The sequence below is a fragment of the Pseudomonas sp. AC136 genome (genome assembly GCF_979258585.1).
This window is the reverse complement of record NZ_OZ409865.1, coordinates 14,552-26,090: the sequence shown is the minus strand read 5'-3', so window position 1 is coordinate 26,090 and position 11,539 is coordinate 14,552. Positions and strand designations below refer to the sequence as shown.

The 11,539-nt window shown below is 61.5% G+C and carries 13 protein-coding genes; 5 read left to right on the top strand and 8 right to left on the bottom strand.

Annotation, left to right across the window (positions count from 1 at the left end; all coding sequences use genetic code 11):
- The first annotated feature begins 12 nt into the window (after positions 1–12).
- Both ACZZZU_RS00135 and ACZZZU_RS00130 read left to right on the top strand, forming a co-directional pair.
- Complete coding sequence (locus tag ACZZZU_RS00135; RefSeq protein ID WP_463549337.1) at positions 13–435, top strand: PilZ domain-containing protein; 423 nt, start codon at positions 13–15, stop codon at positions 433–435.
- Positions 436–616: 181 nt separating this feature from the next.
- Positions 617–1,693 carry a 3-deoxy-7-phosphoheptulonate synthase gene (locus ACZZZU_RS00130; protein ID WP_122495176.1) on the top strand — a complete coding sequence of 359 codons (1,077 nt, stop codon included), beginning with the start codon at positions 617–619 and terminating at the stop codon, positions 1,691–1,693.
- A gap of 57 nt (positions 1,694–1,750) precedes the next feature.
- Here ACZZZU_RS00130 and ACZZZU_RS00125 read toward each other — a convergent pair whose 3' ends face one another.
- On the bottom strand, positions 1,751–2,020 hold the full coding sequence (locus ACZZZU_RS00125) for a GNAT family N-acetyltransferase (protein WP_122450458.1): 270 nt from the start codon (positions 2,018–2,020) through the stop codon (positions 1,751–1,753).
- Positions 2,021–2,039: 19 nt separating this feature from the next.
- Positions 2,040–3,305, bottom strand: coding sequence for a hypothetical protein (locus ACZZZU_RS00120; protein WP_463549336.1), 1,266 nt, complete (start codon positions 3,303–3,305; stop codon positions 2,040–2,042).
- A 449-nt stretch (positions 3,306–3,754) separates the two neighbouring features.
- On the opposite strand from ACZZZU_RS00120, the gene ACZZZU_RS00115 reads away from it, so the two are divergent.
- Positions 3,755–4,006 (top strand): Lpp/OprI family alanine-zipper lipoprotein, encoded by a 252-nt coding sequence (locus ACZZZU_RS00115; protein WP_122450457.1) that lies wholly within the window; start codon positions 3,755–3,757, stop codon positions 4,004–4,006.
- Positions 4,007–4,312: 306 nt separating this feature from the next.
- Here ACZZZU_RS00115 and ACZZZU_RS00110 read toward each other — a convergent pair whose 3' ends face one another.
- The 3 genes from ACZZZU_RS00110 to ACZZZU_RS00100 all read right to left on the bottom strand — a co-directional run bounded on the left by ACZZZU_RS00110 (position 4,313) and on the right by ACZZZU_RS00100 (position 6,369).
- Complete coding sequence (locus tag ACZZZU_RS00110; protein WP_463549335.1) at positions 4,313–5,272, bottom strand: L,D-transpeptidase family protein; 960 nt, start codon at positions 5,270–5,272, stop codon at positions 4,313–4,315.
- Positions 5,273–5,347: 75 nt separating this feature from the next.
- Positions 5,348–5,629 (bottom strand): hypothetical protein, encoded by a 282-nt coding sequence (locus ACZZZU_RS00105; protein WP_122450455.1) that lies wholly within the window; start codon positions 5,627–5,629, stop codon positions 5,348–5,350.
- A gap of 134 nt (positions 5,630–5,763) precedes the next feature.
- Positions 5,764–6,369, bottom strand: a complete 606-nt coding sequence (locus ACZZZU_RS00100) for an arylesterase (RefSeq protein WP_463549334.1) — start codon at positions 6,367–6,369, stop codon at positions 5,764–5,766.
- 10 nt (positions 6,370–6,379) lie between these two features.
- On the opposite strand from ACZZZU_RS00100, the gene ACZZZU_RS00095 reads away from it, so the two are divergent.
- Both ACZZZU_RS00095 and ACZZZU_RS00090 read left to right on the top strand, forming a co-directional pair.
- The gene (locus tag ACZZZU_RS00095) at positions 6,380–7,063 is read left to right on the top strand and encodes an ABC transporter ATP-binding protein (protein ID WP_463549333.1); all 684 of its coding nucleotides are present in this window, start codon (positions 6,380–6,382) and stop codon (positions 7,061–7,063) included.
- Complete coding sequence (locus ACZZZU_RS00090; protein WP_463549332.1) at positions 7,063–9,567, top strand: ABC transporter permease; 2,505 nt, start codon at positions 7,063–7,065, stop codon at positions 9,565–9,567. Before ACZZZU_RS00095 ends, ACZZZU_RS00090 begins: the two co-directional genes overlap by 1 nt.
- Before the next feature lie 173 nt (positions 9,568–9,740).
- Here ACZZZU_RS00090 and greB read toward each other — a convergent pair whose 3' ends face one another.
- The 3 genes from greB to ACZZZU_RS00075 all read right to left on the bottom strand — a co-directional run bounded on the left by greB (position 9,741) and on the right by ACZZZU_RS00075 (position 11,534).
- Positions 9,741–10,220 (bottom strand): transcription elongation factor GreB, encoded by a 480-nt coding sequence (gene greB, locus ACZZZU_RS00085; RefSeq protein ID WP_122495154.1) that lies wholly within the window; start codon positions 10,218–10,220, stop codon positions 9,741–9,743.
- Positions 10,221–10,290: 70 nt separating this feature from the next.
- Complete coding sequence (locus tag ACZZZU_RS00080; protein ID WP_463549331.1) at positions 10,291–10,569, bottom strand: DUF971 domain-containing protein; 279 nt, start codon at positions 10,567–10,569, stop codon at positions 10,291–10,293.
- Positions 10,569–11,534: a HEAT repeat domain-containing protein gene (locus ACZZZU_RS00075; protein ID WP_463552081.1), complete on the bottom strand. Its 966-nt coding sequence runs from the start codon at positions 11,532–11,534 to the stop codon at positions 10,569–10,571. The genes ACZZZU_RS00080 and ACZZZU_RS00075 overlap by 1 nt, the downstream gene beginning before the upstream one ends.
- Positions 11,535–11,539 lie beyond the last annotated feature (5 nt).

The following is an 11,539-nucleotide window of genomic DNA, read 5'->3' as shown; positions in this document are numbered from 1 at the left end:
GAGTTTTTGGTAATGCGTCAGTTTTTGCGTCATCCCAGTGATATGCCAGTTGAGCTGATTCAGCGCAAGCACGCCTTCCTGCCGCGTCAGCGGTTGAACAATATCAGCCTCGGCGGCGTGGCCTGCAATTCCCCCAAAGGTTTTCGCCGTGGCACGGCGGTGGAGCTGCGCATTCCGCTGCTGGGCGATCAGGCCCGCTACAGCGGTGTGGTGGCCTGGTGTAAGAAGCAGCCCACCGATTACTTGGTCGGCATCGCCTTTGTGGACGAGGAAACGCTGTTTCGCGCGCGTATGGTCGAGCAGGTATGCCAGATCGAACACTACCGGCATCTGCGCGAACAAGAGCTCGGTCAGCCGCTGCCTGTCGAAGCCATTGCCAGGGAATGGATCGCCGAACACGCGGCGACGTTCTCCACCTTCAGCGGCCTGCATTAATAGTCGTGCCGATAGCGCCCGCTTCGGCCTATTGTTTCCCCCTTATAAGCACGACCGCCCCATTGTCGAGGCGGGCTGTACGCGCTAAGGTTCCCACCCCCGTTACGCTCCGCGCTCTGTCGCCAATGGCTGACGGCCAACCTCCGTGACCTGACTGACGACCTGACCAACGAGTAGCACGATGGCTGATTTACCGATCGATGACCTTAACGTCGCCTCCAACGACACCCTCATCACCCCCGACCAGCTCAAGCGTGATATTCCGCTGACTGAAGCCGCCCTGCACACCGTGGTGCAAGGCCGTCAGGTGATCCGCAATATTCTCGACGGCAAGGACCACCGCCTGTTCGTGGTGGTGGGCCCTTGCTCGATTCACGACATCAAAGCTGCCCATGAGTATGCCGAGCGCCTGAAAGTGCTGGCCGCCGAGGTGTCGGACACGCTCTATCTGGTGATGCGCGTGTATTTCGAAAAGCCGCGCACCACCGTCGGCTGGAAAGGCTTGATCAACGATCCTTACCTGGACGACTCCTTCAAGATTCAGGACGGTCTGCATATCGGTCGCCAACTGCTGCTCGACTTGGCTGAAATGGGCTTGCCCACCGCCACCGAAGCGCTTGACCCGATTTCCCCGCAATACCTGCAAGACCTGATCAGCTGGTCGGCCATTGGCGCACGCACCACCGAATCGCAAACCCACCGCGAAATGGCGTCGGGCTTGTCGTCGGCAGTCGGCTTCAAAAACGGTACGGACGGCGGTCTGACGGTCGCCATCAACGCGCTGCAATCGGTCTCCAGCCCTCACCGTTTCCTGGGTATCAATCAGGAAGGCGGCGTGTCCATCGTCACCACCAAAGGCAACGCCTACGGTCACGTGGTGCTGCGCGGCGGTAACGGCAAGCCGAACTATGACTCGGTGAGCGTGGCCGTGTGTGAGCAGGAACTGACCAAAGCCGGCATTCGCCCGAACATCATGGTCGACTGCAGCCACGCCAACTCCAACAAAGACCCGGCGCTGCAACCGCTGGTGATGGAAAACGTCGCCAACCAGATTCTGGAAGGTAACCAGTCGATTGTTGGCCTGATGGTGGAAAGTCATTTGGGTTGGGGTAATCAGTCGATCCCCAAAGACCTCAATGCGTTGAAGTACGGCGTGTCGATCACCGATGCCTGCATCGACTGGGACACCACCGAGAAAACCTTGCTGGGCATGCACAGCAAACTCAAAAACGTATTGCCCAAGCGTCAACGCGGCTGATTCAAACCGCGCACACAAAAACGCCGGGCTTAGCCCGGCGTTTTTTTAACTGCGAAATCAGTGCCGATTGCGCCGTTCCATATAGCGTTCAACATACGAGCACGATGGGATCACGGTGTAGCCCATACGTTCGGCATACTCCAACGCGCGCTCGGTTAATGCCGCAGCAATGCCACGGCCGCGCAACGAGTTGGGCACAAACGTGCGGTAGATATCGAGCGTCTGCTTACCCAGGTCCATATAGGCAAGGTAAGCACGATCACCATCCACGGTGGTCTCGAATTGATGACCTGCCTGGTCATGGTTGATAGACAGCGCCTCGCTCATCACAACTCCTCAGCGGGTCTTAGAACATGACCCTTACCTTATCGATCTTATCCAAGCGCAGAAACATCTCCGCCGACCCCGAGCCAAATTGGACACTGAGGTAGGCTTTGCCGTTCTCCACTTTGCGCAGCACACCCTGATAATAAGTACCTTCGTGGGTAATGAACTGCAAACGCTTGCCAGCGTAATCGGGCAGGCTGGCGACACTCACAAACTCATATTGCTGCGTCGTGGCATTTGACTCAACTCTTTCTGCGACGATCATTTCATTGGGCAATGGCTCTTTGCGCGCGCCCGGGTCGAACCAGGTGAAACTCACCGGCGAGACCGCTTGCTGATTCACCAACAGCGCCGGGTGCAACATGCCCACCACGTCATTGGCTTCGAAGAACTGTAGGCCATCCCAGCTCACCCCGGCGTTCGGATTAAGTTCCAGCCGCAACGATTGTGGGTCTTTCAGATAACGGCCATAGGCTTCAAGCACCGACGGGGCCAGCGCCACACGTTGGCTGCGCATCACTTTGTCGAACTGCTCCACCGCCGTCTTCAGGTACACCTCACTGGTCTGCCCCATCTTGCCGGCGCAGTATTCCAGCACTTTGCGCTGGTACTGGTTGTCATTGATTTCCATGGCTACCAACGACAACTCCGGCGGATGCACACGCATGTCGCCCGGGTTATCCGACATATTGGCCAAGGCCAGCGTCAGCTTCACTTCGGCCATATCGCGCGTGTCGGCGGTCATGGAAAAGTGCACGGTCTTTCGTGCCGGCTCAAAGCGATACGAGAACTCCGCATCGCTTTCAAAGGTGCGATAGCCCATGTCCAACAGTTCGGTGGTGCCAATGAAGCGAACCTTGCCGCAGCTCACTTCACTCATCGCCGTAAACAGGCTGCGCTCAGAGGGCGCATCGTAAAGCTGCTGCATAAACGGGCCATGAACATCGAGCGCCAGGCCTTTAAGGTTGACTGCCATTTGTTCCGGAAACTTGCCCTCGGCCAGGCTTTCCTTGAAGCGCAACAGTTCACCCAGGCCATTGAACTTCAATTGCGCATGCTGAACCCGAACACTGTCGCCCATCATGGGCACACGCACAGTAAGGTTTTCCAACCCTACGCGGCCATCGAACGATGAGGTAATGCCGCCGTAAGTGATATCCATAAAAGGCGATAACTGCGCGATCGCATCGTTCATGATCGAACGCACCGATAGCCACAGCGACAGCTTGATTAATACGGCAAGAGCAATTACCGAAAGCAAACCCCATTTAACGATTCTGGCCACGCTGACGTCCTTTATGTCACGACACGCACGATGCTGTAGGTCTTGTGCGGCGCAGCTTAACAGGCCGGCAAAGTGCCAGCTACTGCTGAAAATGGGCGCTGCGACACGCTGCTTAAAAGACGCTAAACCACACTTCAAACGAAGCGTTTGTTGGTCCGCTAGTTGCGGCAAAAAGAAGGCGCTGGGTGCGCAAAAGTGTGGCGACGACAATAACCGTCAGCGCTGCGTTTTACCTGTCGTAAATGCGCACGTCGCAGCCGCAACTGGATACTTTTCATCCAGCACTATTACGGCTTGCTTACATAGCACTCAATTTCACCAAAAAAAGTAGGGCGCTGGCGTTACGTCCGTTTACTTACTACAAGTAATGAGTAGTATGTAGACCGGCCAATTACCTCGAGCTCGGGGCAATTCGCTTTATGGAAAAAATGCACCTTAAGGGGAACACAATGAACAACGTTCTGAAACTTTCCGCTCTGGCTCTGGCTGCCGTTCTGGCAACCGGCTGCAGCAGCACCACCAAAGAAACCGAAGCTCGTCTGACCGCTACCGAAGACGCTGCTGCTCGCGCTCAAGCTCGTGCTGACGAAGCCTACCGCAAAGCTGACGAAGCTCTGGCTGCTGCTCAGAAAGCTCAGCAAACTGCTGACGAAGCTAACGAGCGTGCTGCTCGTATGCTGGAAAAAGCAAGCCGCAAGTAATTGCGCTAAGAACCGAGCCCTATGGCTCGGTTTTTTTTCGCGTGTAAAAAAGCGATCGGCTGCGCGTCGGCGGGGCTGCGTTGAAAATCACTTTTCAATGCTCATTGGCTACAGCCAACTGCGCTTGAAAAGCGCTTTTCGCCTTGCCCCGCTCTAGCTCGCTCGATCTGGAGCGGCGTGAAGTCTGAGAGCGGAAAATCAAGAACCTGTGGGAGCGGCTTTAGCCGCGAGCTTTTGATTTTCCGACACGCAACAAAAAGCCCGCTGCGGGGTTAACCGGCAGCGGGCTTTTTGTTGTGTGGCGGCTTACTGCACAACTGCCGCCGTGTTCGGCACTACCGAACCCGGCGTGGCGATTTCCACGGGCAGGCCGTCTTCGGCTGCAACCACGTCGCGCACCACTTCCCAGTCCAGGCTCACGCTGTTGGTGAGGTCTTCGCGTTTGAGCAGGGCGTTGATCACGGCGGTGTGTTTATCCACCACCGACGGGTTGCCGTTGTCGTCCAGCGGCGTGTGCGCTTCCAGGTAGACCTTGCCGTTGCTCACGCCGAATTTGTACGGGTCGTTGAGGATGCGCACTTTGGTACCCACCGGCACCAGCTTCGCCAGCTCCAGCACGTTGTTGTTGAGCATGCGGAAGCAACCGTGGCTCACGCGCATGCCAATGCCGAATTTCTTGTTCGAGCCGTGAATCAGGTAACCCGGCAGGCCGAGGTTGAATTTGAACGGACCGAGCGGGTTGTCCGGACCTGGCGGCACCACGCTCGGCAACGGATCACCGTCGGCGGCGTGTTCAGCGCGAATTGAGGCCGGTGGGTACCACGCCGGGTTGGCGGTTTTGGCGGTAATGGTGGTGACGTTGATCGGCGAACCCCAGCCTTCACGGCCAATGCCCAACGGATAGGTGTGCACCACGTTCTGCCCTTTCGGGAAGTAATACAGGCGGTACTCCGCCAGGTTGATCACGATGCCTTCACGCGGGCCAGGTGGCAGCACGAAGCGCGTCGGCAAAATAATTTGCGTGCCTACGCCTGGCAACCACGGATCAACGCCAGGGTTAGCAGCGACCATTTCCAGATAGCCCAGATCATTCGCCACGCCGATGTCGGCGAAGGTGTCTTCGTACCTGGCGGTGATGACTTGAACCTGGCCAATGATGTCTTCGCCCGGTGGCGGCAGCGGGAATTCCAGTGCTGCGGCAGGGCCGACCGCGAACAGCGCGGCGAGTGACAGGGAACGGGCGACTGCAGGAGCGCGCGACAACATCCGGTGATCCTTGGCTGAATAGCGAGTGAGAAAAGAACGCGATTGTACACGCGCTCACGGGCGGCCGGGAGTGGCCTAAACGCCCGGCCAGCGTGGGCGGTCGCCGTCACGCTGGGCCTGGAGCGTGGCGTAGCACGCGGTGCACAGGCGCTTGTCGCGCAGCAGCGGCTTTTCCAGATTCACCCATTTGGGCTGGGCCGGCAGCAAACCGCCGCACAACGTGCGGTCAGCGTGGCCACTTAATTCGAGCTGGCGAGCCACCAGGTGCACACGCACTTCACGGCACGCGAACAGGTCGAGCTGCTCGTCGGGTTCGATCAGTTGGTAAGCGTGTAAAGACCAAGCGGGGCGCGGCATTGAAGGCTCCTGGAGACGGCGCCACCTTAGCCGAAAGGTGGCGCATAAAAAAGCCTTCTCAGCAGACCTTTTAAAACGTTTCGTCCATCAGCCGCTTCCGAACAACGGCGCCGAAAATGGCCAAGCAGACCGCCTTACAACAGCGGCTTCAGGGCGGGCCAGGCGTTGTCGAGCAACTTCGATTGCGCACCCGCAGACGGGTGAATGCCGTCGGCCTGCATCAGCTCCGGTACGCCGCCAACCCCTTCAAGGAAGAACGGCACCAGCGGCACTTGCTTCTGCGCCGCCACCTCAGTAAAGGTCGCGGCGAAGGCCTTGTTGTAGCGCTCGCCATAATTGGGCGGCAGGCGCATGCCGAGCAGCAGCACCTTGGCGCCGGTCTTCTGGGCCTGGTCCACCATCGCCGCAAGGTTCTGTTGCAATTGGCCCGGCGGCTGGCCACGCAGCCCGTCGTTACCGCCCAACTCGATGACCACCACGCTCGGCTTATGCTCTGAGAGCAGCGCGGGCAGCCGCGCGAGGCCGCCTGCGCTGGTGTCGCCGCTGATGGAGGCATTGACCACTTTGTCGTCGAAGCCATCGGTTTGCAGGCGTTTTTGTAACAAGTTGACCCAGCCCTGACTGGTTTCCAGGCCCAAACCGGCGCTGATACTATCGCCGACGACCAGCACCGTGCTTGCCACCGCCCCTTGTGCCCAGAGCATTACTACCAGGGCACTCGTTACCCACCATGTACGCATTGGAATCTCCATGACTGCGAGCATTCTTACTGCGCGGAACCTTAGCAAAGTGGTTCCTAGCGCGGAAGGCGATTTGACCATCCTGCACGACCTCTCCCTCGACCTGCTGCGCGGCGACAGCCTCGCCATCGTCGGCACGTCCGGTTCGGGGAAATCCACCTTACTCGGTTTGTTGGCGGGCCTCGACCTGCCCAGCAGCGGCGAAATCATCCTCGCCGGCCACACCCTCAATACCCTCGACGAAGACAAACGCGCTCGCGTGCGCGCCGAGCATGTGGGCTTTGTGTTCCAGTCGTTTCAATTGCTCGACAGCCTCAACGCGCTGGAAAACGTGATGCTGCCGCTGGAGCTCGAAGGCCGGCGTGACGCCCGCGACCGTGCCCGCGACTTGCTTGAGCGCGTGGGCCTGGGCAAACGCCTGACCCACACGCCGCGTCAGCTGTCCGGCGGCGAGCAACAACGCGTGGCCATCGCCCGCGCCTTTGCCGCCGAACCCGCCGTGCTGTTCGCCGACGAGCCCACCGGCAACCTCGACACCCACACCGGCGAGCACATCAGCGACCTGCTGTTCGAAATCAACCAGGAACGCGGCGCCACCTTGGTGCTAGTGACCCACGACGAACGCCTGGCCCAGCGCTGCCATCGCCGCATTCGCCTGGAAGCCGGGCACATTGTGCAGACAGCGGAGGCGTGATGACGCGCCTACCCTTCTCCCGCCTGCTCAACCTTGCCGCCCGCCAGCTTCGTCGCGACACCCGCGCCGGTGAGCTGCGCGTGCTTTTTTTCGCCCTGGTCATTGCCGTGGCAGCCAGCACCGCCATCGGCTTTTTCAGCGCACGACTGAACGCCGCCATGCAACTGCGCGCCACCGAATTTCTTGGCGCCGACATGCTGCTCACCGGCAGCTCGCCCGCCACCCAGGCGCAACTCGACGCCGGCAAACAAGCGCAGTTGCAACACGCGCAGCTGGTGGAATTTTCCAGCGTTATTGCTGGCGACAACGGCATTCAACTGGCCAGCGTCAAAGCCGTAAGCAGCAGTTACCCGTTGCGCGGCCAACTAAAAAGCGCACCCGCGCCCTACGCCGAAGAAACCACTGGCGGCGGTCCCGCGCCTGGCGAAGCCTGGGTGGAAGCGCGGCTGCTGGTGGCGCTGAATGTGAAGGTGGGTGACAGCGTCGACGTCGGCGCGAAAACACTGCGCCTGAGCCGCGTGCTCACCTACGAGCCCGACCGCGCCGGCGACTTCTACAGCCTCACGCCGCGCCTGCTGATGAACATGGACGACCTGGCCGCCACTGGCGTGGTTCAGCCCGGCAGCCGCGTGCGCTATGCCGAACTGTGGACCGGCAGCGCAGAAAACCTTGAGCGTTATCGCCAAGCGCTGAAACCGATACTCGCGGCCAACCAGAAAATTGAAGGCGCGCGCGACGGCAACCGCCAGGTCGGCGGCGCGCTGGGCCGTGCCGAGCGTTACCTGAACTTGTCCAGCCTCGCTGCCGTGTTGTTGGCGGGCGTTGCCGTGGCCTTGTGCGCGGCGCGGTTTGCCGCCAAACGCTTCGACGCCAGCGCTCTGCTGCGCTGCCTGGGCTTGTCACGCCGCGAAGCGCTTACCGTGTTCACCTTGCAGTTGGCCATGCTCGGTCTGCTGGCCGCCGGCTTCGGCGCGCTGCTTGGCTGGTTGGGCCAATTGGGCTTGTTTTATCTGCTTGGCGGCTTGTTGCCGGCCACCGTGCCCAGCGGCGGATTTATGCCCGCCGTTGCCGGCATCGCGACTGGCTTGGTTGCCCTCGCCGGCTTTGCCCTGCCGCCCTTGGCGGCGTTGGGCCGCGTGCCGCCGCTGCGGGTATTGCGCCGCGACCTGATGCCCGTGCCGCCTAGCTCCTGGCTGGTCTACGGCGCCGCGCTGGGCGCCCTGACCTTGATTATGTGGCGCCTGAGCCTCGACCTGCCGCTGACCCTCGCCTTGCTGGGCGGCGGCCTCGTGGCGGCGTTAGTGCTCGGCGGTGCGCTGGTGTTGGGCCTGCAAGGCTTGCGTCGCCTGCTGGCCGGCGCGCCATTGCCGATGCGCTTGGGCCTCGGCCAACTGCTGCGCCATCCGCTGGCTGCGGCTGGGCAGTCGCTGGCTTTCGGCTTGATTCTGCTGTCCATGGCACTTATCGCCCTGCTGCGCGGCGAGCTGCTGGATAACTGGCAGCAGCAATTGCCCAAAGACGCGCCCAACTACTTCGCCCTCAACGTACTGCCCGGTGACAAAGACGCCTTCGCCGCGCACCTGGCCAAGCTCTCGCCCCACCCTGCTCCGCTGTACCCCGTGGTGCCCGGTCGCCTGATCGCCATCAACGGTCAGCCGGTTAAACAAGTGGTGAGCAAAGACTCCACCGGCGACCGCGCCGTGCGCCGCGACCTGAGCCTGACCTGGGCCGCCGACATGCCCGTGAGCAACAAACTGGTGGCCGGCAGCTGGTGGAGCGCCGAGCCCAAGGGCGACGTGCCGGGCGTGTCGATTGAAAGCAAGCTGGCCGAAAGCCTGAAAGTGAAACTCGGCGACCGCCTGAGTTTTAGCGTTGGCGGGCTCGACCGCGATGCAGTGGTCACCAGCTTGCGTGAGGTCGACTGGGACACCTTCCAGCCCAACTTCTACATGATCTTCGAACCCGGCACGCTGCAAGACCTGCCCGTCACCTACCTCACCAGCTTCTACCTGCCGCCGCAGCAAGAGCAGGCGTTGGTGGAACTGTCGCGGGCGTTTCCGGCGGTGACCCTGCTGCAGATCGAAGCGATTCTGGCGCAGCTGCGCAGCATCCTTGCCCAGGTGACGCTGGCCGTGGAGTACGTGCTGTTGTTTGTGCTGGCGGCCGGGCTCACCGTGCTGTTCGCCGGCTTGCAGGCCACGCTGGACGAGCGCATCCGCCAAGGCGCCCTGCTGCGCGCGCTGGGTGCCGAGCGCAAAGTACTGCAACGGGCGCGGCTGGCGGAGTTTGGCGTGCTGGGAATTGCCAGCGGTTTGCTGGCCGCGCTGGGCAGCGAACTGGTGAGCTTTCTGCTCTACCGCTTCGCCTTCGACATGGCCTGGGCGCCGCATTGGTGGTTGCTGATACTGCCCCTGATCGGCGCCCTGCTGGTCGGCACTGCTGGCGTGATCGGCACCCGCCGCGCCTTGAATGCCAGCCCGTTAACCGTGCTGCGCGAGGGCTGATTAAAGGTCAACTGCATCGCGGCTAAAGCCGCTCCCACAGAATAATCGTTCGTGTGGGAGAGGCTGGGCGGCATTCCGATTAGCCGCGATGCTATAGGCGGATTGCCGCGCAGCCGCTCCCACTACAATCATTGGCTTTTTGTGGGAGCGGCTTTAGCCGCGATGCTTTTTAATCAAGCCGGCTTCACGTACTCGATCACATTCACCCACCACCACTTCTCGCCTTCGGGCGTCTGCACCATAAATTCGTCGCCCACTGCTTTCTTCAGCAGCGCCCGCGCCATGGGGGAGTCGATGGAGATGTAGTCGTTGCGGCCGTGAATTTCGTCGTAGCCGACGATGCGAAATCGCTTGGTTTCACCATCGTCATTTTCAATTTCTACCCACGCACCAAAAAACACGCGGCCTTCCTGTTCTGGCGAATAGGCGACCACACGCATGTCTTCCAAACGCTTGCGCAAATAACGCACGCGGCGGTCGATTTCGCGCAGCAGTTTCTTGTTGTATTGGTAGTCGGCGTTTTCGCTGCGGTCGCCAAGCGAGGCCGCCCAGGTGACTTTTTGCGTGGTATCCGGCCGTTTCACGCGCCAGAGATAATCCAGCTCTTGCTTGAGCGCTTCATGGCCTTCGGTGGTGATGATTGGCGTGCTCACGCTGCGGTACTTCCCAAAACCTTGAAGCGCCGGATGTTAACGCGTCAGCCCCGTCGCGCCAAAGCCGCCGTCATGCCATGTCGCGCAAGTAGGCCCATGGGTAAATGCCGCGCTCATGGCCATCGCTGAACACCAACTGCACGCCGTAGCCCTGCGGGTGGATACCGGTCAGTTGCACGCTTTCGTCCACCAGGGCGATACGCCCGCCGATTCTTGCCGACTTGCAGCCGGAACACGGGCAGGCGCCGCGCAACTGCGCGTGGCTGAGCGCAACGGTGGTGCCAGCCGTCCATTCGATCAGCAATTGCCGTTCTTGCCGGCGATTGCGCAACGCCACGGGCGCGTCCATTAAGCCTGCCCCTGAAGCTGGGCGATGGCGATGCGCACGGCTTTGCGCACTTCCGGATCGCTGTCGTGCTCGGCGGCTTGCAACGCGGGCAGTGCGGCACCGTCGGCCAGCTCGCCCAATGCCAACGCCGCCTCTTTGCGCAGGTTGCTGATGGAATGCCCCAGCACCTCGACCAGCGCCGCCAAGGCCCCGGCAAAGCGCAATTTTCCCAAGGCCCGCGCGGCACGCAGGCGCACTTGCCAGTAGTCGTCTTGCAAGGCGGCGATCAGGCTTGGGCCGGCATCCGTGGCGCCGACTTTGCCGAGCGTGGTGGCCGCCTCTTCGCGCACTTGCCAGGCCGGATCCACCAACGCCGCCTGCAACGCAGGCAGCACGCTGGCATCGCTGGCCAGCCCGAGGGCGCCCGTGGCGGCGCGGCGCACCTCTGCGTCTGGGTCGCTGCTGGCCAGGCGCGCCAGCTCGGGCAACGCGCTGTGCTGCTTAAGCCAACCCAGAATGCCCACCGCCTCGCGGCGCACAAAGGCATCGCTGTCATTCAGCGCCAACACAGCGGCCGGCGCGCTTTCCGGCAGGCGCAGTTCACGCAGCGCGCGCAACGCGCTGGCGCGCACAAACGCATCGCCATGGGCGACCCACGGCAGCACCACGCGACCGGCCTCGAGGGTTTTCAGCTCGCTCAAGCTTTGCGCCGCCGCGCCGCGCACCGCTTCGTCGGCATCGGCCAGGGCGGCGCACAAGGCGTTCACCACCTCGTCTTCCTCCCAGGCTTCGAGCAGGCGCGCGGCTTCGCTGCGCACCTCGGCGGCGTTGTCATCGGCCAGGGCGCGGGTCAGCCACGGCAGGCCGTCCGGGTCTTCGAGGTCGGCCAACTCGATCAGGGCGATGCGGCGCACGCCCGCATCGCTGCTGTCCAGGCGCGGTTGCAGGGCCAGAATGTCGGGGTTGTCGGTGTGCAGTTCAGTCAGATCAG